The sequence below is a fragment of the Arcicella rosea genome (assembly GCF_040543805.1).
GTDB lineage: Bacteria > Bacteroidota > Bacteroidia > Cytophagales > Spirosomataceae > Arcicella > Arcicella rosea.
Genome location: NZ_JBEUMS010000015.1, coordinates 107,880 through 130,792, shown reverse-complemented (window position 1 = coordinate 130,792; position 22,913 = coordinate 107,880). Strand labels below are relative to the sequence as shown.

Sequence of the window (22,913 nt, the reverse complement as noted above, 5' to 3'; positions counted from 1 at the left end):
GTCGTACTCAGGAGATTTTTTGTTTTATAGAAGAAACAAAGGATATAGATAGTAAAATAAAATTATTTAATTTCGATTGAAAAGTAACGGTGGCTTAATTTGTGAAATTCTTTGTATTTTTATAGTTATTTGCTCGTTTAAAAATAAAACAGACAGATTTACGGATGCTAGTCAGAACCTTTTGTAAAATAATGATTGCTCTATGCCTGTGTTTTCAGGTATTTTCACAGAAAAAACTATTTGAAAAACACTCTGATATTGCTTTTGGAATAGGAACAGCAAACTATTATGGAGACATTGTTCCTATTAATAGACCAATACAATCTACTTTGCAAAATATACGTTGGAACCTCTCCTTTGATTTAACAAGACATTTTTCTCCTAGATTTTCCGGAAATGTAGCGTTAACATGGGTAAGAATTGCTGGAGATGATAACGAATTAGAAGGAGTTGCTGTTCAGCAAAATGCTTTTATGAGAAATGCGCATTTTAGAAATAATATTCAAGAATTGTCTTTTAAAGGTATTTTTAATGTCATTAGAGGAAGTAGAAATTTTCAAAAACGAGTAACTATTTCTCCGTACTTATTTTTAGGATTTGCTTTTTTTCACCATAATCCTGTTGCTAAAGTACCATTAGATTTTGTTGGTTCTGAAGCAACTGCTGGTGAATGGGTTAGCCTTCAGCCACTTCATACAGAAGGGCAAGGTCTGGCGAGTAATCCAAAATCAAAATATGAGCTATTTGCCTTGAATTTTCCACTCGGTTTTGGATTAAAATACAAAATAAACAGAAAGGTTGATTTAGGAGTAGAAATTGGAGTCCGTTATAACTTAACTGATTACCTTGATGATATTGGAGGGAACTATGCTAGTTCCAATGAATTGCTTACAATAAGTCCACTTGCTGCTGCTATGGGACATAGAGAATACGAATTGATTGCGGCTAATTCAGGTAATAATAGAGAAGCCGCAATAAGGCAATATTTAGCTAGAAATGTGAATCCTATTTATGCCAATCCCTCATTAACACCTGTAAGCTCTTTTCCTAATATTTTTCCTCAAGGTTCTGCTAGAAATGGAGCAAGTAGATTAGATGATATTTACGTATTAACTAGCTTTCGTTTAATTTACCATCTTTCTCCTAATATAAAATGCCCCGTGATTCAATAAAATAATTGCGACTAATTATCAATCAGGACTTTACTCTAATTTCTGAAAAAAGCATGCACAAGTCTATAAAATTAAATAGACTTCAATTTGTCGTTTCCCTTAAAATTCGCTAATTTAGATTAAACACTAATTCATAGTCTTTCAAAAAATACTCATTTGTCCTTGAATAACACCGTGGAAGTAAAAGAAATAGATTTAGAGCAAGAACGAAAAGAGATCCTAAAGCGATACCGAAAATTACTCAATATTGCCCGTCCATACCTGCAAGATGATGATGCTAAACTGATAAAAAAAGCTTTCATGTTATCTGCCGAAGCTCATAAAGAGATGAGGCGAAAATCTGGTGAGCCTTACATTTATCATCCTATTGCGGTAGCTCAGATTTGTGTTGAGGAAATAGGTTTAGGTGCTACTTCGATTATGTGTGCTTTATTGCATGATGTGGTAGAAGATACAGAAATTGAGTTGTCAGAAATCGAAGCCATTTTTGGGAGAAATGTGGCTAAAATCATTGATGGACTTACTAAAATTTCAGGTGTTTTTGATTATGGAAGTTCGCAACAAGCGGAAAACTTCCGTAAAATGTTATTGACACTTTCGGATGATATTCGAGTAATTCTGATAAAGCTTGCCGACCGTTTGCATAATATGCGAACTTTGGGAAGTATGCCTCGTGATAAACAATTGAAAATCAGTTCTGAAACTTTTTATTTGTATGCACCATTGGCGCATCGTTTGGGGCTTCATGCTATCAAATCTGAATTAGAAGATTTATGCTTGAAATATACTGAACCAGAAGCCTATAAAGATATTGCTAAGAAGTTAAAAGAAACCAAAACTTCCAGAGAGAGTTTTATACAAAACTTTATTCGACCGATTGAGAAAGACTTAAACCTGATGGGTTACAAACACATTGTGAAAGGTCGCCCAAAATCAATTTATTCTATCTATCATAAACTCAAAAAGAATAATACTCCTTTTGAGGAAATCTATGACCTTTTTGCGGTTCGAGTAATTTTAGATGTTCCTACTGAATTAGAGAAATCTGCTTGTTGGGCTGTTTATTCGATGGTAACAGACCATTACAAACCTAATCCAGAACGTTTGAAAGATTGGATTTCTAACCCAAAATCAAATGGTTATGAATCTTTACATACCACAGTAATGAGTTCTGGAAGGCGTGGACGTTGGGTAGAAGTACAAATCCGAACGACTCGGATGGATGAAATTGCCGAAAAAGGTTTTGCAGCTCACTGGAAATATAAGGGAAATGATACTCGGACCAATAAAGCTTTTGAATCTTGGTTAAGTCAGATACGTGAAGCTTTAGATACTTCTGATAAATCGCAGTCTGCCGTTGAATTGGTAGATGATATTAGAAGTAGTTTGTACAATGATGAAATTTTTGTTTATACTCCAAAAGGTAAACTAATTGTGCTAAAAGATGGTGCAACTGCACTAGATTTTGCATTTGAGATTCACTCTGAAGTAGGAGCGAGGTGCATTGGGGCGAAAGTAAATAATAAGTTAGTCCCTTTGAGTCATAAACTCAAAACTGGCGATATTATTGAATGTATGACTTCGCCTAAGCAAAAACCTTCTGAAGATTGGTTGGCTTTTGTGGCGACGACCAAGGCGAAAGCTCGTATCAAAGATTATATAAAAGAAGCCAATAAGCAGCACGTCATCATGGGGCGTGATATGATTGAACATCGCTTAAAAGTACTTGGTGTAAATACTTTAACGCTCGAAATCACCAATCAACTTCGTGCATATTTTAATGCGAAGGATTCTAATGACCTTTTTTATCGTTTCGGAAAAGCTTATATCAGTTTAGATGAAATCAAAAAATGGAAGTCTGATCGTGAAGCTCATGAACGCAAGCAAGCGACAAAAGCGATTCAAGAGCCATTAACCAATACCAAAAATGTCATTAAAGAACTCAAGAAATTACACGGCGATGTAAAAAATGCCGATGCGATTTTGATTGGAGAAGACATGGACAGAGTAGATTACACGCTCGCCAAATGCTGTAATCCTATTGCTGGTGATACCGTTTTTGGATTTGTTACGATTAATGAAGGTATTAAAATTCATAGAACGTCTTGTCCGAATGCAACAGAATTATTGTCTCGTCATGGTGATAGAGTAATCAAAGCCTTGTGGACTAGCCAAGTGAAGATGTCGTTTGTCGCTCATTTAATTATCAGAGGAACTGACAGGATGGGCTTAATGAACGATGTGACAAGAGTAATTTCACAAGAATTAAAAGTAAATATCCAAAATCTATCTATTGGAGTAAAAGAAGGAATCTTCGAAGGAAAAATCGCATTAATGGTTCAAGATACACAACATCTTGAAACACTTGTTCATTCTTTAGAGCAAGTTGATGGCGTTATTCAAATTGAAAGAGGTGAGTAGAATTTCTTTTTCTCTTAAAAATTGATTTATTTTACTTTCCAAAATTGATTTAGTCTAAATACTGAATCAATGAATTTTATTTTTTGTTTTTCTGAAAACAGTCAGTAATGCCATCAAACGCCACATTAGAGGCAGTAAAGAAGATTTTTACTGCTTATCTTGAAAATAAAAGTCTTCGAAAAACTCCAGAACGTTTTGCTATTTTGGAGGAAATTTACACAAGAGATGATCATTTCGACGTGGAGGAATTGTATATTTCGATGAAAAATAAGAAATATCAAGTCTCACGTGCTACAGTTTATAACACATTGGATGTGCTAGTAGAATGTGATTTAGTTTCAAAGCATCAATTTGGTCGAAACCAGGCTCAGTATGAGAAATCTTACGGACGTCGTCAACACGATCATTTGATTTGTACGGAATGCCATCATGTTACCGAATTTTGTGACCCAAGAGTACAAACAATACAATCAATGGTAGGTGAAATGCTACAGTTTAATGTGATGCACCATTCATTGATTTTTTATGGTGCTTGTACAAAAACAGATTGCGAACATAAAAAAGCAATGTTAGCGGAAAGAGAAATTTCTGGAAGAGAGCATAACTAGTTTTCAACAAGATTTAAATCTGCAATATTATTCATACAGCGAATGATATTGCAGATTTTTGTTTTCCAGAGATTTTTTTTGAATACTCTGCACTAAAACTACAGCATTATTGAAATTCTTGTGAGGTTTTATTTTTGTTTGTTTATCTTTGCGACTTTGATTAGGTGGTTTATTCTTTTTTGATTTTTCTGTTTCCTGTTATCTTAACGTCAGGAGGGAACTGGTCTGCCACCGCCAGATGCTTCCTTCGTGAGATTGACAACCAAAAAACAAAAAAATGGCAGTAGATGTATTGTTGGGTTTGCAGTGGGGTGATGAAGGAAAGGGTAAAATAGTAGATGTTTTAGCCCCTAAATATCAGGTAGTTGCACGTTTTCAAGGTGGCCCAAATGCTGGACATACCCTTGAATTCGATGGTTTTAAACATGTTTTGCACCAAATTCCTTCTGGAATTTTCCGTCAGGATGTACAAAACATCATTGGTAATGGCGTTGTACTCGATCCAATTATTTTCAAAAAAGAAATTGATGGACTTGCTAAGTATAATTTGAATGTATTGGAAAACTTAGAAGTTTCTAAAAAAGCTTCTATTATTCTTCCAACACACCGTTTGTTAGATGCTGCTTACGAAAAAGCGAAAGGGGATGCCAAAATTGGTTCTACTTTGAAAGGAATTGGACCAACTTATACCGACAAAATTTCTCGTCAAGGTTTAAGAGTTGGTGATATGATTTCACCAAACTTCAAAGCAAAATACGATGCTTTGGTGGCTCGTCACAAAGCGGTTTTAGATGTTTATCATTTTGAATACGATCTTGCTGCTGCTGAAGCTGATTTCTTTGAAGCAGTAGAATTTATGAAACAATTCCGTTTGGTAGATTCTGAGTATTCAGTAAATCATGCACTTACGGCTGGAAAAACAATCTTGGCAGAAGGTGCTCAAGGAAGTTTATTAGACGTTGATTTTGGTTCATATCCATTTGTTACTTCTTCAAATACAATTTCTGCTGGTGCTTGTACAGGTTTGGGCGTTGCTCCAAAAAACATTGGCGAAGTTTACGGTATCTTCAAAGCTTATGCTACACGTGTAGGTTCTGGCCCATTCCCAACAGAATTAATGGATGAAGTTGGCGAAAGAATGCGTCAAGAAGGTCGTGAATTTGGTTCAACTACTGGTCGCCCTCGTCGTTGTGGTTGGATTGATTTACCAGCATTGAAATATGCCATGATGATTAATGGTGTAACACAATTGGTAATGATGAAGGCAGACGTATTGAATATTTTTGAAGAAATTGAAGTATGTGTTGCTTACAAATTACCAGACGGAACAATTACTGAGCAATTGCCTTACGACATGACTGACACTATTGTAGAGCCAGTATATGAAACCTTAAAAGGTTGGAATTGTTCATTAGAAGGCTTAAGAACTTTTGAAAGCCTTCCATCTGAATTAACAGGCTATATTAATTTCTTAGAAGAAAAATTAGGCTTACCAATCAATTTCATTTCAACCGGTCCAGACCGTGACGAATGTGTATTGAAAGGTGCATTGGCTTAATAAGCAATATAATATTTCCAAAAGGTTCGACAGTTTTTTGTAAATTGTCGAACCTTTTTATTTGCGATTTAGTAAATCAGAAGTAATCGATTTACATTTTACTTATCCCATGATATACACAGAAGAAAATATAGAAGCTTTCAACGAACAAGCTCGCTTGAAGTTTCCTGAAAATAAAAAGTTTTTCGATAGACTTAAAAATAAAAAAATCAAGAAATTGGACGAAGCTTTTCATCCTGTTCATGATGAAGTGTTTGATGAAGTAGATTGTTTGAAATGCGGAAATTGTTGTAAAACAACGAGTCCAATTTTTACAGATATTGATATTGACCGCATTGCAAAACATTTGCGTATTCGTCCTGCACAATTGGTAAAAGAACATTTACATTTAGATAGCGACCATGATTATGTACTGAATGTTACACCTTGTACTTTCTTGGGTTCGGATAATTATTGCTCTATTTATGATGTCAGACCAAAGGCTTGCCGTGAGTATCCACATACAGATCGTAAAAATATTGCAGGAATTTTACCACTTACTTTAGAGAATACTAAAGTTTGTCCAGCCGTTTTTGAAATTGTAGAACAGCTCAAAAAAGCGGGTTTAGGGAATAAAGGAGGAATTGTAGAATAACTTTGACAATATAAAATGCTAAAAAAGTACAAATAGTTCCCCTCAATAATACAGGATAGTACATAAAAAGACGTAATTCGTTTTTAGTTTGTATTATCCACTGATAAAAATTCCGTATTTTTGACACCACAAACTTTTACTATCACTATAGCAATACAAAATAATGGCGGCAGTCGAGTACTTAGGCATAGACATTGGCGGAACGAATGTCAAAATGGGCATCGTAAATTCAGAAACGGGTCAGATTTCTAATTTTTATAGTCACGATACTGTGAGCTGGAGAAAATCAGGGCATTTTGAGGATCGTCTTGGAGAAGCAATCGGTTTACAATTAATCGACAATAAAAATATTACAAAAGTAGGAATCGGTTTACCGGGAATGATTAATTCGGCAAGAGTAACGCCACTTGAAATTACAGCAATTCCAGAGTTAAATAACGTACCTTTAGTTGAAATACTTAAAAAACGTTTTCCAGCAGTTGACTTTTTCCTTGAAAATGATGCTAATGCAGCAGCGTTAGGAGAGTTTTATTTTGGTGAAGAACGTATCGACGAAAGCTATATTTTCATTACTTTAGGTACTGGTGTTGGCGGTGCAGCAATTATTGGTAAAAAAGTATTTTCTGGCGGTAGAGGAAATGCAATGGAACCAGGACATACTCCTTCAGTGAATGGTAAAGTATTAGAAAGAAATATTGGCAAAAATGAGTTGTTAGACCTTGCAAATTCGATGAGAAAAGAGTTTAGAGGAATTACTCAGTTGCCAGATGATGGTACAATTTCTACGACTGGCTTAGTAGCCTCTGCTTCTGAAGGTGATGTGTTGGCATTACAAGTATTTGCTAAAGTAGGAGAGTTGCTAGGCGAGAATTTATGTCACTTAGTGGCTATTCTTGATATTAATTTAATCCTAATTGGTGGAGGTTTATCTGCTTCTTTTGATTACATTTTACCATCAATGACAGCTAAGATGGAGCACTGGTTAACGAAATATCATGCTGATGGTTTGACCATCAAACGTGCTACTTTAGGCAACGATGCAGGTCTTTTAGGGGCTGCTTCATTATGTTTTTAATAATATTCTTTAAATAATTATAGTAAATCTTTTCATAGTAATGCGGTATTAAAAAAATGTTTGATAATCTAATTTTTATCATCATCTTTGCACCGTTTTTCTAACCAAAATTCGTTCTAAAAATGGCAGACATTGCAGAAAAAGTAAAAGGCATTATCGTCGAGAAGTTGGGCGTTGACGCAGCAGAAGTTACTCCAGAGGCTTCATTCACAAATGATTTGGGTGCAGACTCATTGGATACAGTAGAATTAATCATGGAATTTGAAAAGGAATTCAACGTTTCTATTCCAGATGATCAAGCTGAAAATATCCAAACAGTTGGTCAGGCAATCACATATCTTGAAGAAAACGCCAAGTAATCTGAACTTCTTTATGTGCTAATTTGAAAGTAAAATTATTGATTCTTCCTGAACCATAGTTTTATAGACAGATTAGCACATTTTTATTGATTTTCAGGTTAATTATGCTCAAATTTGAGTATTAATTATATGCTTAGATAAAAGCCCAAGAAGGTAAAACCAAGAATTTTTTAATAATAAGATGAGTTTGCTGACAAATTATTCAAATATCATCTTTTGTCTTTCGTCTTTTATCTAATATAAAATTAGTTAAATTTTATTTTTCTCATGAAGAGTTTTAAAAGAGTAGTTGTAACGGGAATAGGTGCGTTGACTCCTATCGGAAATACTGTGCCAGAATTTTGGGATGGATTAAAAAACGGTGTCAGTGGTTGTGATAATATCACAAAATTTGATGCTTCAAAGTTCCGTACTCGCTTTGCTTGCGAATTGAAGAATTTTGACGTTACAAAATTTATTCCCCGCCAAGATGCTCGTCGGATGGATCAATTTACGCAATACGCTGTTGTTGCTGCTGATGAAGCCATTGTGGATTCAGGTCTTGATCTTGAAAATATAGATAAAAATAAAGTAGGTGTAATTTGGGGTTCTGGTATTGGAGGTTTAAAAACTTTTGAAGAAGAAATGATTTACTTCGGAAAAGGCGATGGTACTCCTAAAATCAATCCTTTCTTTATCCCAAAAATGATTGCCGATTCAGCATCTGGTAACATTTCAATTCGTCATGGTTTCCGTGGACCAAACTACGTAACTGTTTCGGCTTGTTCCTCTGCTAATAACGCTATTATTGATGCTTTTAATTATATCAGATTAGGGCGTATCAATATTTGTGTAACGGGTGGTTCGGAAGCGGCTGTAACGATTGCAAGTGTGGGTGGTTTTACTGCTATGCGTGCAATGTCGGAACGTAATGATGACCCTAAAACGGCTTCTCGTCCTTATGACAAAGACCGTGATGGTTTTGTTGTAGGCGAAGGTGCTGGTGCATTAATCCTTGAAGATTATGACCATGCGATTGCTCGTGGCGCAAAAATCTACGCAGAGTTAATCGGTGGAGGTTTTTCTTCAGATGCTTATCACATCACAGCACCACATCCAGAAGGTTATGGAGCATTACTTTCAATGAAAGATGCCCTTGATGATGCTGGAATCCAACCAGAAGAAGTAGATTATATCAATACTCATGGTACTTCAACACCACTTGGTGACCCTCAAGAATTAAAAGCTATTGTAGATTTATTTGGTGAGCATGCTTACAAAATGAACATTAGCTCGACAAAGTCTATGACTGGGCACTTATTAGGTGGGGCTGGGGCTATCGAAGCTGTTGCTTCAATTTTAGCAATGCAACATCAAATTGTTCCACCAACGATTAACCACTTCACGGAAGATCCAGAAGTTGATAATCGCTTGAACTTGACTTTAAATAAAGCACAAGAAAGAAAAATTGATGTCGTTTTAAGTAATGGTTTTGGCTTCGGAGGTCATAATGCTACAGTTATTTTCAAAAAAATATAGCTTTATCGTTGATAGTGCATTAGAGGATAATTGATAGTAGTTAAGGCGAAGTCAAATTTTTTTATTAATGTTGTAATCTCCTTTAATCAGCTTTGGCTATCAGGTTTTAACTATCAATTATCATTTTAAAAATATGCTATCACCAATTATTGATTTTTTTTCAAGTGATCCTAAAGACAAAAAGCTAAAAAATGCAGTAGAACATATTATCGGAGAGAATCCCTCGAATTTAATGTTGTATCGATTAGCTTTTATGCACTCTTCAGTATCAAAAGAAACAATAGCTAAAGGTTACAAGGATTCTAATGAACGTCTTGAATTTTTAGGAGACTCAGTATTAGGGATGATTACAGCGGAATATTTGTTTAAGAAATTTCCCTTTAAAGATGAAGGTTTCCTAACTGAAATTCGCTCAAGAATGGTTAGCCGAGAGTCTTTGAATGTTGTGGCTAGAAAAATTGGTTTGGACAGGCTTGTAGAATATGATGGAAATCGTAAAACAGTATTGACCAGAACTTCTATGTACGGCGATGCACTCGAAGCTTTAATCGGTGCGATTTACTTAGACAAAGGATTTCGATTTACAAGGTCGTTTATCATCAAGAAAATACTTACTCAGCATTTTGATATTGAAACGGTTGTACAAAACAATCCTAATTTTAAATCAATTGTCATTGAATGGGCACAAAGAGAAGGCAAACCAATTAGGTTTGAAATTATCGAAGAAGGCTCAAAACATAATAAAGAATTTACAGCAACTATTTTTGTGAATGAAGAAGCCTTTTCGATAGGGCAAGGTTATTCCAAAAAGAAAGCCGAGCAAACCGCAGCCATGAAAGCCTGTGAAAAGCTAGAAATTAGTTAATAAAAGAACCTGTGAACTTCACAGGTTTTTTTGTGGACTTTGTTGTGTAGCTTAATAATTACTTCAAAACGTTCAAAGAAAACGTCTTTTGAAGGATTTATAGATTAGTTTCTTTTATTTAATAATCTTTGGTTCAATTTTTGCGTTTACTCTAATACTTGTTGCTCTGTTATGTAATATAGGCTTGATTGGAGAAATCCCCCTTCTTTCTGACTTATTAAAATATTAACTTTGTTAATAAGTATTATTTATTACGATATTTCAAATAGTTAAAAAGACCCTCTAAGAAATCATGAAGTTAGATTTTTCGGCAATCGAAAATTACGGACAGCAATACGCCGCACGAGTTTGTGATGATTTTTTTAATAGAACTGCTACCATTAATGGTCAACAAATCTTAAAGCTGAGTAACGTTGCACAAGTAAATATGTTTGTGGTGAGCGATTTGTTCGAGAAATGGAAAGCAGATACAGAAGCGTTTAAAAGCCCTTACTTTAATTTTGATAATGACGACGTAAAAGCCGCTTTGAAAGCTTTTATGAATACGGCTTCACAACATATTATGGTAAAACGAGAGCATTTTGAACCAATGCTATCGAAAGCAGTTGTTAGAACTATCATTCTTTTACTTGACCCAAGTAAATATTTCGATGATTTTGTCAGAGATTCTCCAGAGTTTACACTCACCAAAGAGCGTTTGGCGCAACTTGTAAAATATACGAAAATCAACAACCATATTGCGAAGTCGATGGCGGAGAAAATGGGAAGCGATGATAAAGTATATGTAACAGTTGCCTTGAATTGGCTAAAGGAAATCAGCGATAAAGTAGAGTTTGAAAATGCAGATAAGTTTTTTGAAATATTATCTGCAAAAGTGCCTTTCAGAAAAGAGGATTTTATCAAAACTGCTGTAAAAGTAGTAGAAGAAATTCCTGTGAAGAAAGCCGCTCAATCTTTTTTTGATATTGAGCCAGAAGAAGATTTAGATGATGAAAATGTGCCTTTGCCAACGGTTGATAAAATTCAAGCGGAGATAGATAGAAAAGGAACGCCAGCAGAAATCAAATTACCCGGAATTGACCGCCTCAATGATACTTTCATTGGCGATTTACCAACGGTGAATGATTTGTTGAAAAGAGATGCTATTGTTGGAGGTACTCCATTGGCAGATTTAGCTTTTAATCGCCCCATCAAGAGTATTGCCGATGGCGTGAGTTTAAACCAGAAGTTTGTATTCATCGGTAAATTATTTGACGGCGACATCAACGCATACAGTAATGCGATTGATAAAATTGATGCTTGTGGAAATTTATCGGATGCTAAAAGTTATATGAATAAGTTTTTAGCACCAAAATATAATTGGATTTCAGTAGCAGAAGAAGCCAACGATTTTTTAGAAGTAGTCGCTAGAAAATTTCAGTAAAAATATTTAACTTGTTAGTACAAAGCGATTTAAGAGATGCTTTTGGTTTAAATACTCAAAGCATCTCTTTTTTTGTACTGCACATTAAATATTTCTACCATGAAAAAAATCCTACTCCTCACATTGAGCATCGTAGTTTATACGCAAATCAATGCTCAAGAACTTTCTACACAAGAAAGTAATATTCGTAATCTCATTCAAGAAATCTTAGGAAATCCTGTTGATGGTGTTTCCGAAGAATTATTTGAATCGCTCTATCAAAATTATTTGAATCCTTTAGATTTGAATACAGTCTCCCGACAAGAATTAGCTTCCCTTTACTTGCTTTCTGAAAAACAATTGAATGCCTTTTTTACTTATCGTGAAAATGTTGGAAAACTTCTTTCAATCTATGAATTGCAAGCCATTCCAGACTTTGATTTGCCGACTATTTATAAATTCATTCCCTTCGTGCGGGTAAATGCGGATGGATTTTCTATCAAAACTTTTCAAAATAGCTTACAAAAAGCCAATCAGTACTTCTTGCTGAGATACACCCAATATTTGGAAACCAAAAAAGGATTTACCGAACCAGATGCACGCAGTAAAGTGCGTTATGAAGGTTCGCCGATGAAATTATATGCACGCTATAAAATCGCTTTACCCAAAGATTTTAGTGCAGGTTTCACCATCGAAAAAGATGAAGGCGAAAGCCAAATTACAGATTTTACTTCTTTTCATTTCCAAGTACAAAACAAAGGACATTGGAAAAACATCACTTTGGGCGATTATCAATTACAATTCGGACAAGGCTTAATTTCTGCTGCTGGATTCTATTTGGGTAAAGGTGCCGAAACTGTTTTAACGACTCGCCGAAACCATCTTGGTGCTCGTCCTTATACTTCGGTGATGGAAAGTAATTTCTTTCGTGGTGGAACTGCTACTTATCAAATTCATTCTTTTGATTTTACCGCTTTTTATTCTCGTATCAAACGTGATGCAAATTTGGAAACTTATCCCAATACCGACGTCGCTTTCGTTACTTCGCTTCAAACTTCTGGTTTACATCGCACGCCTTCTGAAATTGCTGATAAAGCTTCTTTAAGGGAAGAGAACGTCGGTGTAAATATTAGTTATCATAACAAAAGCAATACTTTGCAAACGGGAATTACTTTGTTGCAAACCAATTTTAGTTTGCCCTTGATTAAAGCTGATAAAGCTTATAATCAATTTGAGTTTTCGGGCAAAGAAAACTTCTTGGCGGGCTTGCATTGGAGTTATCATTTCCAGAATTATAATCTCTTTGGTGAAATCGCTCGTTCAGAAAGTGGTGGAGTAGGGGCAGTAACGGGTATTTTAGCGAGTTTAAGCAAACAAACTGATATTTCGCTAATGCTTCGGAATTATGATAAAAATTTCCATAGTTTTTATGCCAATGGCTTTTCTGAAAACTCCCGAAATATCAACGAACGGGGAGTTTATACGGGCATCAAACACACTATTAACAGGAAATGGTCGGCTTCTGCTTATTTCGATTATTTTTACTTTCCTTGGTATCGTTACTTAGTGGATAAACAGCCAACCAAAGGCTTTGATTATCTGGGACGATTGACTTTCCAACCCTCTAAAAAGCTACAGGCTTATCTGCAAATCAGGCAAGAGAATAAGGAAGAGAATACTAAAATCACCGAAACGTATTTGGATAAAGGGAAGGAGAAAACCAGAGAAATAACGGTGGTAAGGGAAAGAACTAAAAGGGCTTTGTTGGTGAATGTAAATTACAAACTCTCTAAAACTTGGGAATTCCAAACAAGGGCTTCGGCAAGTACTTTTCAGTTTGATGGACAAGCCTTTACCAAAGGTTTTGCCATTGCCCAAGATGTCAATGCAGATTTTGGTCGGATTGCTTTATCGAGTAGAATTGCTTTTTTCAAGACGGATGATTATGATAACCGACAATATTTCTATGAACAAGATGTCCTCTATGCCTTTTCCTTTCCTGCTTATTATGAACATGGTTTTCGGCATTATCTCTTGGCGAAATACAAAATCAATCGGAATGTGGATGCTTGGATTCGTTGGGCAAGGACGGACTTATTGGGCGATGCCCTTACTTTTGGTTCAGGTTTAGATGAAATCTCAGCTCCGCATCGTTCAGAAGTGAAAGTACAGTTGAGATTACATTTTTAGCAAACCTATGAGGTTTTTAAAACCTCATAGGTTTAAAATTTACTTTATTTAGTTTGGGGCATCGACAAACCTCTGTCATTCATGCCATGAGTGGATAAATATTTTTCGTATCATTTTTTGAAAATTGTAAAAACGTTTCCAACCAATTAAGGGGAAAGTGCATCTTTAGTTTATTGCGCTAAAAAAGCCAATATAACCTCATAAACACAACCTTTTTAAATGAAAACTTTTAACTCATGGCTAATACTTTTTGTAAGTATTATCAGCCTCTTTGCCTGTAATAGTGAAGAAATCATTAATCAAACAAATCCATAATTACATGTTTTAGGTCATACTGTCGGTAACACCAATAGCGACGGTGTCGTATTGTGGAATGCTGAAAAAACGGTAGATATGAGTGCCACTGCCACAGGTTTAGATATAAAATTTGGCTATTATCATAATCAAGATGTTTATATCGGCGGTTCTTATAAATACCGAAAAAACCAGCAGTTAATTACAGCCATCAACAGTACAGAGTCCAATGCAATGGTGATAGCTTATAAGGTTTTTCAGAATCAGTTAAGTTATTTTTATCGTTCTACGCCTGGTGGTTTTACCAGACCTAATTTTTACCTACAAGAAGGCAATAATACTGTTTTAATTGCTTCAAACAACCAAGGTGCTGTGCATAACCTTGCTGATATTACTAAACTTGATAATGAGTATTTTGCCGTTGGCACACAAGGTATCAATGGCGTTGTGAAATCGGTCATGCTTAGAATAGCAGGTGGTACACAGCAATCTATTAGTCTTTCAGAGGATGATAGTTTTAGTCCAAGATATATTTATGCCAACAAAACAAAGTTGTATATCGTTGGTGCTTACTTTGAAGCGAATAGTAAATTATACATAGCGGTATTAAAGCTAAACCCAGATGGGTCGGGCAAAGAAATTATTAAGCTTGCAGAAGCAAATGCACAAAGCAATTACGGTAGCCAATCTCCAATGATTTTTGAAGGAGATGATTTTTACCTATCAGGGATGAATAATGGGAAGGCTTGCTACTGGAAAAATAATGCTGAAGGACTTCAGTATTTTAGTAATGTAAATGGCTCAATAGCCAATAGCCTTGTTAAGCATGGAAATGATGTGTATGGAGTTGGTTATGAAAACGGAGCGTCAACATGTTGGAAAAACGCATCAACCTACGCAAAGCTTAACATGAATGGAAAAGACATACAGCCATTGCATATTTTTATTAAGTAAGTATAACAAACCATGAGGTTTTTAAAACCTCATAGGTTTAAAATTTACTTTATTTCAATAGAGGTGGAGTTAAGTCCACCCCTATTGAAATGAAGTGATAAATACTCATGGTATTACTTTATTTAGTTTGTGGCATTGACAAATCTCTATCATTCATGCCATGAGTGGTGCATAGATACTCATTTAATGTTTAGTACAATTGCTCAACTAAGTAAAGTTTTTTATATGGAATATGTATCTTATATTGAACTTAAATAACGCTTTCATACACAGAGGAAAATATTTGGATATAACCTGATTAAAATTATGCAGTTTAAGAAGCTTAAATATTTAGATGAACTAACAAAGGAAGAAGATGTAAATACTTCGACAAGAGTTGAATATTTTATTAACTATTGGCAATTGGTTTTTTATGCACAAGATGTGATTTTTGACAAGTATTATTTAAAATCACACAGAACAATTATTGAAAAGGTAAAACTTCAAATAGAAGGGAATTTTTTTTATGCACATAAATATATAACACAATTCTATGATGATGAACATTACGGGAACGATAATATTTTGATTAAAAGAATTGTAAAGAAAAAAGTAAAAAGAGCTATTGATTATATAATACAGGTTAAAAGTACATCAAAAACTGCATGGGAAAATGAAGCTAAAGCTAATATTCAGCCTAGAAAACATTTGTTAAGAAAACACATATTAACAATTAAAAACTGGATAGATAGTAGTTATTCTTTTGAAATTTCTAAGTGTTTAATAGAATTACTTGAAAAAAATACACCTATTGATAATAATGATAAAGAGGATATAAAAAAACTCACTAACTATTTTATTATTGAACTTTTCAATAAAGGTTTTAATGCAAAGCTGATCAAAGAACTACCTGAAATACTCTTTGATATTGATAGATTCCCATTTGAAAAATCGGATGCTGATTTTACGAGTAATCACGAATATAATGAATATAAAAAAAATGAGTGGGAAACACTTACCTTAAAAAAGCAGATAGAAAGTATTGTTAATTTACTCAATAGACCCTTAAAAACTCGTTATTTAATATTTCGAGTTTTTGATGTTAATTGGCGATGCGAGCCATTACATTTTTTAGATGTAGAGTTTTACAATCCTAACATTGGTTTTAATCCCAAGATAACCTTAAAAGAGAAATTGCCTTCTATAATATTTAATGAAACGTTTTCATTAAATTACAATGAAGATGAAAATAAATCTCAGTGTAATGCTTTCGTAAAAGTAGAAGGCTTGCAAGAAGAACAAATATATTTAAAAGGCTATAAAAAGGTAAAATTAGCTTTATCTGTTTTGAATAGAGAATTAGAGTTAAACGGTAAAGTATTTGTTAATAATGTTTTTGTTACAAATAGTAGTTTTAATCGAATCTGGGGTACAACTAATGCCTTACCTCAAATTGGCGCCATTGATGAAATACTTGAATATCAAAAAAGTAGATTACATTATATAGATAAACTAAAACAAGAAAATGAAGAAGATAAAAGAGTATTGAATTTTATAAGTGTTGTCTCTGATATTTTAACAGATAAAATGTACTACCCAGGAAAACTTTGGGTATGCTTAGAGGCATTATTTGAAAGTGAGAGTAATATAAAAGAGCTTATCAAAGCTATTTTAAAACTTTATCTAAATAATTATTATCTGATTGAATGGAAAAATATCTTATCTAATTCACTGACCCAAAAGCATAGTTTACTAAACCCAGAAGACTATATTTTATCAAAGGAAGTAGCTGAAAAACTAAGCATAAATACTAAGACGGCAAAATCTGAATTACGTAGATTTCAGAAGAATATCCATGTACTAAAATCAGAAATTGATAGTCTAATTATAGAAGACATTGTAGATAATATTCAGTTATTTAGTAGTAATAAAAGTACTTTTAACAGTAATATAGACACTTATGTAGAATATGTAATCACTGAACTATATATCGAAAGAAACCTTACTTTACATAGGAACATGAGTGATGAGTTATTTTTACTAAAACGAAAAGAGATAAAAAATATCATGAATATATTTATTGAATACTTTGTACATTATTATTACAAATCAGGTAAAAACAGGAGTATAATAAAAGCAGTGGACAAAATTAAAGGAAAAGCTTCATCTATTGTTTAGTCCTTCAACTATTCTCAGGCTCTCCTAAGACCTAAAACATAAAAGAGCGTCCCGCACAAAATTTGTTAAAGGGTTTTTTATAGCAAGTTGAAATTGTGTGTGGAGACATATACAATGGCTAAGAGATTAAGCAACCCGACTGAGGGATTTTGCTTCCCGACCAAGAGATTAAGCAACCCGACTGAGGGATTTTGCTTCTCGACTGAGAGATTAAGCATCCTAATTGAGGGATTTTGCTTCCCGACTGAGAGATTAAGCAACCTGACTGAGGGATTTTGCTTCCCGACTGAGAGATTAAGCAACCTGACTGAGGGATTTTGCTTCCCGACTGAGAGATTAAGCAACCTGACTAAGGGATTTTGCTTCCCGACTGAGAGATTTTCCAACTAGTCTTAGGTTCTCCTAAGACCTAAAACATGGAAGAGCGTCCCACTCGAAATTTATGAAGAGGAGTATTTAACATTAAGGAGTCCATGCAAAAACCACAACAAAGGCTTTCATTTTTTTTAATGTTGATTTTGATAATCACTGGTTGTGTAAATTATAATCAAGAAGATAAACAGCAAGTTATCAATGATTCGGTTGATGTTTCTATGAACTATGTATATAAAGATTCAAAACCCAGATTAATACTAACGTTTGTAAATAAAACGGATACAAATTATATGATTCAAGAATGGCTTTACTCTTGTGTTGAAATAGAAAATAGGAAGTCAAAATATGAGCCATGGTATCATAATGAAATGTGGATGGAATCAGAACAAGCAATAAGTGGAATTGAAATGGGAACTATGGATAAAGAGGGGAACTACGAAAAACAAGACCTAGACGACATCATCAATTTTCAATTAGTTATTCCTAAGCATGAGAAGGTAATAAAAATGATAACAGCGGGCTTTATAGAATCACTTATCAAAGATGGAAGAGAAGTAAGAATTAGATTTAAATATGATATTAATTTTACGATGGATATCAATAAGCCTAGAAGTTTACGAGGAGAAAAACTAGAAAATGCTGTTGTAACGGGTTATTATTATTTAAAATAGACTATCACTGGCTGTTTCAAATCTTTTTTCTACTTTACATAGCAGAATTAAAATTATCATCACACCCAACAATATAAAATTTTCACTAAACTTTATTCATCAACAAAACAACTAAAATGAAGACAAAACATGTTCTTTTATACCTTGTATTATTTCTGACAAGTAATATGGTTTTTGGACAAACTAAACAAGATAGTTTAGCCATCAAACAAGCCGCTCTTGACTATATAGAATCTCAACACAAACCAAATCCTAAACAAATGGATGGGGCATTACACCCTAGAATGGTTAAACGTACTTTTTGGAAAGACAAAGCAACAGGAAAAGATTATGTCCGAGAAACGACTACAGAATCGATGGTTTTGCTAGCAGAAAGTTATAACAAGAATGGCGACAAATTTCCTTCGTCACCTAAAAAAGAAGTTATACTGCTCGACGTTTCAGAACGTACAGCCTCTGTAAAATTAATTGCCGACGAATGGATTGACTATATGCACATTGTGAAACTTAATGGTACTTGGAAAATCATTAATGTTCTTTGGCAGTATAAAGACACCAAACAGCATTAGTGATTTCGCCTTGAAACGATAAATAAAATGCAGGAGCTGTCTGCAAATACTTTTACAAACAATATTTCTTTTAGCATTAAACAATTAAGATATGCTTACCGACATCAATCCTAAACTTCCCATGCGTAATAAGGCTATTACAAGGGATTTTTATATTAATCAATTGGGCTTTCAAGAATTTGGGAGCGCTGATTTTGATGGTTATTTGATGGTACAAAATGATAATATTCAAATTCACTTCTTTGAGTTTACAGCACTAGACCCGAACGAAAACTATGGGCAAGTATATATCCGAACAGATGATATTGACCAATTGTACCAAACGTTTTTAGCCAATAAAACAAGTATTCATCCAGCAGGACATTTACAGCTAAAACCGTGGGGACAAAAAGAGTTCTCAATCCTAGACCCCGACAATAATCTGCTGACTTTTGGGCAGAGTGTTTAAGCAAATTAAGGTTTAGAAGTATTGAGCATAAAAACCCCGAAGGGCTAAAAGAATAATTCAGTAAGTGATAATTCTTTTAGCCCTTCGGGGTTTGTGTAATATTCTTACTCTTTACAAATCAAAGCCACACATTGGGCGGCGATGCCTTCGCCACGTCCTACAAAACCAATGTGTTCGGAAGTGGTGGCTTTGATAGCAATATCTTCTTCGGGAATGTTCATCACTGCTGCCAAACAGGTTTTCATAGCTGGAATATGCGGATTGAGTTTGGGTTCTTGTAAAATCACCGTTACGTCTAGGTTGTTTACTTCCCAACCTGCTTCACGAATCATTTCTAATACTCTTTTTACCAAAATCTTAGAATCGACGCCTTTGTATTTTGGATCTTTGTCTGAGAAATGATAACCGATATTTCGCATATTGGCTGCACCCAAAAGGGCATCACAAATTACATGGCAAACAATGTCAGCATCCGAATGCCCAACAGCTCCATGTGTGTGTGGAACGATAATTCCACCCAACCAAAAATCTCTTCCTTCTTCCAGACGATGTACGTCGTAGCCTTGTCCTACTCTTAGTTTCATGTTTTAGCTTTTAGCTTCGAGCTACGAGCTATGAGCTTTGAGCTTTGAGATTTTGGAAAATAAAAACTCAAAGCTCATTGCTCAAAGCTCACTGCTTATTGCTTTCTTTATTAAAAACGGATGCGACCACGGCACGAAATGATTCATGGTATCTACCCGTATGATTTCTACTTTTGCTGAATTGACCAACATTTTTTGGGCAAAATCTGCATTTTTCGGATTCACCAACATATCTTTTCCTCCTTGAATCACGATAACGGGTTGCCGAATATTTTTCCACAAAGGTAACATCTTTTCTAATTCTGGTTTCAAAAATAAGATTTCATCATTAGATGCCCGAAAAGAGGCAGGAATTAATACTCGGATAGGCGAAAATGCCATCGGAATTCTAAACCATTTTTCGTTAGGTTCTAAATCTGGAGCGATAGAACCTGCTACGATAATAAGTTTATCAATCAATGATGGATACTCCATCGCCATTTTCGCAATGACTGGACCACCCAAAGAATGTCCGATGAGGATAATCTTTTTACCAAAACGTTTTTCATAAGCTACGATAGGTTTCAGTAAATCTACTTGTGTTTGCAAAGATTTTTCACCGTCGCCAAGTTCAGATGCTCCGAAACCGATTCTATCTACAGAAACCATTTTTACTTTTTTCAACAGAACAGTATCTTTCATAAAATCAATAAAAGCCGTCCAAGAACCGGGCGAACCATGCACAAAAAAAGCGACAGGCAAAGAATCATTCCCGATTTCGGCAAAATTCATTTTTGTTCCTTGTACCTCTATTTGATGTTGAATGGGTTTTTGTTTGAAGCCAGTAAAAGCCTTATCAATTTCTTGCTGACTCATTCTAAAACTGAAACATGAAGATAGAATTTGCGAGATGATAAAGAGAATGATATATGCAATGAGCAGTCTTTTTCCGATTTTTAACATTTTTGTCTGATTCATTTTAAACGGAATAACCAGTTGATTCTTCAAAAATACTGATAACAAACAAAGTATTTCACTTAAATAAAAAGCCTTGCAGATACTACAAATATCTACAAGGCTTTGTTTGGTGAAAGTATGATTAATGACATTTCAAAGTATTTTTTTGTATATGTCATTTAATGTAAATGATACATCAAAGAAAGGTAAATCAATACGTTCAGTCTTGTCAGTAAAGAAAAGGTATTCGAAAATAGCTCCGTTTCTTCTATACAATTCGATGACTGGTTCTTCTTGTGAAATCAATAAATAATATTGTAGCGTTGGTATTTTGGAATATTCTTTCAGCTTTTCGTTTCTATCAGTTTTTTCAGTTGTTGGAGAAAGTATTTCTGCTACTAATACTGCTTGATGAACAGTATATTCATCTTCATCATCAATCGTTGGTACAACCATTACATCGAGATAGCGATAGCGTTTACCTTTTACGGTACTTAGGCGTACATCTTGAAAGTAAACATCAAAAATTTCTTGGTTCAGTAGTTGTAACAGTAAAGCGTAAAGACTTCCAGCGATACGATTTGCAATTTTCTTTTCTCCAGGCATTTCAATAAGGTGTCCTTCTACAAATTCATGCTTTACTTCTGAGGTTTTTTCCAGCTCGAAGTATTCTGTTACAGTATATATTTTTTCAGAAACGGTTAGCATAACATTTGATTTTTATTAAATAAAAGTAGAAAAAATATGCTTTAAAATCAAGAAACCCCACAGAATAACAAGTATTTGTGGGGTTTCGTTTAAAGAAATATGATGAAATATCTTATGCGTGTACAGTAGCATTTTTACGCTTATATAAGTATAAGCCAATGAAAGCAGCAATTAAGATAATTGGGAAAATCGCCATATTTTGCAAAGTTGCTTGTCCGGCAGCTAATTCAGCAGCATCACCAGTCAATCCAGCTTCAGCAGCTTTAGCCGTTTCACCATCTAACCATGCACCAATGATTGGTTGGAAGATAGAAGTAGAGAACATACCCATACCACCCATGATAGAAAGACCAAAAGCACCAGTACGAGGTAGGTTTTCAGCAACGAAGCCAATCATTGTTGGCCAGAAGTAACATACGCCAATTGCGAAAATTACTGCTGAAACATAAACCATAGCACCAGTAGCTTGGCTCATCAATACAACACCAATCGTAGCGAAAATGGCTGATGCCAATAATACACCAGTTGGGTTGATAGAGTGAACAATAGGGCCAGCAAAGTAGCGACCTACAGCCATTAAACCAGTTACCAAAGCCAAAATAATCATTGGACTTGCACCAGCTTTACCAAGAATTGGTCCAATCCATTGTTCTGGACCGAATTCTGAAATCGCTGTTAAAGCCATACAAGCTAACATGAAAATGTATAATGGTGAAAGCATTGCTTTGAAGTTCTCGCCAGTAGAAACTGCACCTTCGTCTTGACTAGCAGGAAATGCTTGACCGAAGAATAAAAAGGCATAAATCACAGCAGGAACTAAAATTGCACCGATTTGTAATTGCCAGCCCATATTTGCTGAAGTCATGAATTGAGAAAGCAAACTACCGATTACAATACCGCCCGGAAACCACATGTGGAAACGGTTTAACATTTTTGTTTTCTCGTTTCCTTCGTACATATCCGAAATCATCGGATTACAAGCAGCTTCAACCGTACCATTACCAAAACCAACAAAAAAAGTTGAAATTAATAAAGTCCAGAATCCACCAGAAAAGATAGTCATTATTAAACCTAAAACGTGTGTAACAAAAGCTACCCAGATAATTTTTTTAGGACCAAGTGCATTATAAAGAGGGCCACCGATAATCATTGCGATAGGAAAGCCCAAGAAAGCCATTTGATTTACGTAACCAAGTTCTTGTGACGAAAGGTTGAATTCTACACCGAGTTGAGTAAGGACACCTGCACGGATACCGAAAGCCATTGCCGTAGTAATTAAGGCAAAACAACTTCCTAAGAAAAGTTTGTCACGGTTAACGATTTGAGACATAGTTGATTAGGGATTTAAAATGTGTTTGAATAATTAGGAATCTTAGATATGTGAAAAATCATCAAAGAAAAATCTATCAAAAAAA

20 protein-coding genes are annotated in these 22,913 nt (G+C 34.7%); 16 read left to right on the top strand and 4 right to left on the bottom strand.

The annotated features are described in order from the left end of the window. The first annotated feature begins 164 nt into the window (after positions 1–164). The 16 genes from ABID42_RS18515 (at position 165) to ABID42_RS18440 (ending at position 19,270) form a co-directional block, all read left to right on the top strand. Positions 165–1,172, top strand: coding sequence for a DUF6089 family protein (locus ABID42_RS18515; RefSeq protein WP_367284937.1), 1,008 nt, complete (start codon positions 165–167; stop codon positions 1,170–1,172). Positions 1,173–1,334: 162 nt separating this feature from the next. Then, entirely contained in the window at positions 1,335–3,593 is a 2,259-nt protein-coding gene (locus ABID42_RS18510) for a RelA/SpoT family protein (RefSeq protein ID WP_323256536.1), read from the top strand. 107 nt (positions 3,594–3,700) lie between these two features. Continuing rightward, positions 3,701–4,201, top strand: a complete 501-nt coding sequence (locus ABID42_RS18505; RefSeq protein WP_323325487.1) for a Fur family transcriptional regulator — start codon at positions 3,701–3,703, stop codon at positions 4,199–4,201. A gap of 277 nt (positions 4,202–4,478) precedes the next feature. Next, complete coding sequence (locus ABID42_RS18500; protein WP_367284936.1) at positions 4,479–5,759, top strand: adenylosuccinate synthase; 1,281 nt, start codon at positions 4,479–4,481, stop codon at positions 5,757–5,759. Positions 5,760–5,868: 109 nt separating this feature from the next. Further along, on the top strand, positions 5,869–6,393 hold the full coding sequence (locus ABID42_RS18495; protein WP_323256530.1) for a YkgJ family cysteine cluster protein: 525 nt from the start codon (positions 5,869–5,871) through the stop codon (positions 6,391–6,393). A 163-nt stretch (positions 6,394–6,556) separates the two neighbouring features. Continuing rightward, the gene (locus tag ABID42_RS18490) at positions 6,557–7,468 is read left to right on the top strand and encodes an ROK family protein (RefSeq protein WP_323256528.1); all 912 of its coding nucleotides are present in this window, start codon (positions 6,557–6,559) and stop codon (positions 7,466–7,468) included. A 122-nt stretch (positions 7,469–7,590) separates the two neighbouring features. Next, entirely contained in the window at positions 7,591–7,827 is a 237-nt protein-coding gene (locus ABID42_RS18485) for an acyl carrier protein (RefSeq protein ID WP_184128888.1), read from the top strand. 267 nt (positions 7,828–8,094) lie between these two features. Then, positions 8,095–9,345 carry a beta-ketoacyl-ACP synthase II gene (gene fabF, locus ABID42_RS18480; RefSeq protein WP_323256526.1) on the top strand — a complete coding sequence of 417 codons (1,251 nt, stop codon included), beginning with the start codon at positions 8,095–8,097 and terminating at the stop codon, positions 9,343–9,345. Between the two features lie 133 nt (positions 9,346–9,478). Beyond that, positions 9,479–10,210 carry a ribonuclease III gene (rnc, locus tag ABID42_RS18475; RefSeq protein ID WP_184128894.1) on the top strand — a complete coding sequence of 244 codons (732 nt, stop codon included), beginning with the start codon at positions 9,479–9,481 and terminating at the stop codon, positions 10,208–10,210. 292 nt (positions 10,211–10,502) lie between these two features. Next, on the top strand, positions 10,503–11,633 hold the full coding sequence (locus tag ABID42_RS18470; protein ID WP_367284935.1) for a DUF8457 domain-containing protein: 1,131 nt from the start codon (positions 10,503–10,505) through the stop codon (positions 11,631–11,633). Between the two features lie 99 nt (positions 11,634–11,732). Next, positions 11,733–13,802, top strand: coding sequence for a ComEA family DNA-binding protein (locus tag ABID42_RS18465; RefSeq protein ID WP_367284934.1), 2,070 nt, complete (start codon positions 11,733–11,735; stop codon positions 13,800–13,802). Between the two features lie 393 nt (positions 13,803–14,195). Further along, entirely contained in the window at positions 14,196–15,050 is an 855-nt protein-coding gene (locus tag ABID42_RS18460; protein ID WP_367284933.1) for a hypothetical protein, read from the top strand. A 306-nt stretch (positions 15,051–15,356) separates the two neighbouring features. Further along, entirely contained in the window at positions 15,357–17,207 is a 1,851-nt protein-coding gene (locus ABID42_RS18455; RefSeq protein ID WP_367284932.1) for a hypothetical protein, read from the top strand. A gap of 473 nt (positions 17,208–17,680) precedes the next feature. After that, positions 17,681–18,253, top strand: coding sequence for a hypothetical protein (locus ABID42_RS18450; RefSeq protein ID WP_367284931.1), 573 nt, complete (start codon positions 17,681–17,683; stop codon positions 18,251–18,253). 116 nt (positions 18,254–18,369) lie between these two features. Then, positions 18,370–18,822: a nuclear transport factor 2 family protein gene (locus ABID42_RS18445; protein ID WP_367284930.1), complete on the top strand. Its 453-nt coding sequence runs from the start codon at positions 18,370–18,372 to the stop codon at positions 18,820–18,822. A 91-nt stretch (positions 18,823–18,913) separates the two neighbouring features. Continuing rightward, the gene (locus tag ABID42_RS18440) at positions 18,914–19,270 is read left to right on the top strand and encodes a bleomycin resistance protein (RefSeq protein WP_367284929.1); all 357 of its coding nucleotides are present in this window, start codon (positions 18,914–18,916) and stop codon (positions 19,268–19,270) included. A 104-nt stretch (positions 19,271–19,374) separates the two neighbouring features. Here ABID42_RS18440 and ispF read toward each other — a convergent pair whose 3' ends face one another. The 4 genes from ispF to ABID42_RS18420 form a co-directional block, all read right to left on the bottom strand. Further along, positions 19,375–19,854, bottom strand: coding sequence for a 2-C-methyl-D-erythritol 2,4-cyclodiphosphate synthase (gene ispF, locus ABID42_RS18435; protein WP_323256506.1), 480 nt, complete (start codon positions 19,852–19,854; stop codon positions 19,375–19,377). An 81-nt stretch (positions 19,855–19,935) separates the two neighbouring features. Beyond that, complete coding sequence (locus tag ABID42_RS18430; protein ID WP_367284928.1) at positions 19,936–20,811, bottom strand: alpha/beta fold hydrolase; 876 nt, start codon at positions 20,809–20,811, stop codon at positions 19,936–19,938. Between the two features lie 132 nt (positions 20,812–20,943). Continuing rightward, positions 20,944–21,498, bottom strand: a complete 555-nt coding sequence (locus tag ABID42_RS18425; RefSeq protein WP_367284927.1) for a Uma2 family endonuclease — start codon at positions 21,496–21,498, stop codon at positions 20,944–20,946. Positions 21,499–21,610: 112 nt separating this feature from the next. After that, a complete protein-coding gene (locus tag ABID42_RS18420; protein ID WP_367284926.1) occupies positions 21,611–22,828 on the bottom strand; it encodes an MFS transporter in 1,218 nt (405 codons plus the stop codon). Positions 22,829–22,913 lie beyond the last annotated feature (85 nt).

What these genes read in the sequence shown, in the direction of transcription:
- ABID42_RS18505 (WP_323325487.1), top strand. Translation starts at nt 3,701, where the DNA reads ATGCCATCAAACGCCACATTAGAGGCAGTAAAGAAGATTTTTACTGCT.
- ABID42_RS18460 (WP_367284933.1), top strand. Translation starts at nt 14,196, where the DNA reads ATGAGTGCCACTGCCACAGGTTTAGATATAAAATTTGGCTATTATCAT.
- ABID42_RS18470 (WP_367284935.1), top strand. Translation starts at nt 10,503, where the DNA reads ATGAAGTTAGATTTTTCGGCAATCGAAAATTACGGACAGCAATACGCC.
- ABID42_RS18430 (WP_367284928.1), bottom strand. Translation starts at nt 20,811, where the DNA reads ATGAATCAGACAAAAATGTTAAAAATCGGAAAAAGACTGCTCATTGCA.
- ABID42_RS18425 (WP_367284927.1), bottom strand. Translation starts at nt 21,498, where the DNA reads ATGCTAACCGTTTCTGAAAAAATATATACTGTAACAGAATACTTCGAG.
- ABID42_RS18490 (WP_323256528.1), top strand. Translation starts at nt 6,557, where the DNA reads ATGGCGGCAGTCGAGTACTTAGGCATAGACATTGGCGGAACGAATGTC.
- ABID42_RS18445 (WP_367284930.1), top strand. Translation starts at nt 18,370, where the DNA reads ATGAAGACAAAACATGTTCTTTTATACCTTGTATTATTTCTGACAAGT.
- ABID42_RS18440 (WP_367284929.1), top strand. Translation starts at nt 18,914, where the DNA reads ATGCTTACCGACATCAATCCTAAACTTCCCATGCGTAATAAGGCTATT.
- ABID42_RS18485 (WP_184128888.1), top strand. Translation starts at nt 7,591, where the DNA reads ATGGCAGACATTGCAGAAAAAGTAAAAGGCATTATCGTCGAGAAGTTG.
- ABID42_RS18465 (WP_367284934.1), top strand. Translation starts at nt 11,733, where the DNA reads ATGAAAAAAATCCTACTCCTCACATTGAGCATCGTAGTTTATACGCAA.
- ABID42_RS18515 (WP_367284937.1), top strand. Translation starts at nt 165, where the DNA reads ATGCTAGTCAGAACCTTTTGTAAAATAATGATTGCTCTATGCCTGTGT.
- ABID42_RS18500 (WP_367284936.1), top strand. Translation starts at nt 4,479, where the DNA reads ATGGCAGTAGATGTATTGTTGGGTTTGCAGTGGGGTGATGAAGGAAAG.
- ABID42_RS18420 (WP_367284926.1), bottom strand. Translation starts at nt 22,828, where the DNA reads ATGTCTCAAATCGTTAACCGTGACAAACTTTTCTTAGGAAGTTGTTTT.
- ABID42_RS18455 (WP_367284932.1), top strand. Translation starts at nt 15,357, where the DNA reads ATGCAGTTTAAGAAGCTTAAATATTTAGATGAACTAACAAAGGAAGAA.
- ABID42_RS18495 (WP_323256530.1), top strand. Translation starts at nt 5,869, where the DNA reads ATGATATACACAGAAGAAAATATAGAAGCTTTCAACGAACAAGCTCGC.
- fabF (WP_323256526.1), top strand. Translation starts at nt 8,095, where the DNA reads ATGAAGAGTTTTAAAAGAGTAGTTGTAACGGGAATAGGTGCGTTGACT.
- ispF (WP_323256506.1), bottom strand. Translation starts at nt 19,854, where the DNA reads ATGAAACTAAGAGTAGGACAAGGCTACGACGTACATCGTCTGGAAGAA.
- rnc (WP_184128894.1), top strand. Translation starts at nt 9,479, where the DNA reads ATGCTATCACCAATTATTGATTTTTTTTCAAGTGATCCTAAAGACAAA.
- ABID42_RS18450 (WP_367284931.1), top strand. Translation starts at nt 17,681, where the DNA reads ATGCAAAAACCACAACAAAGGCTTTCATTTTTTTTAATGTTGATTTTG.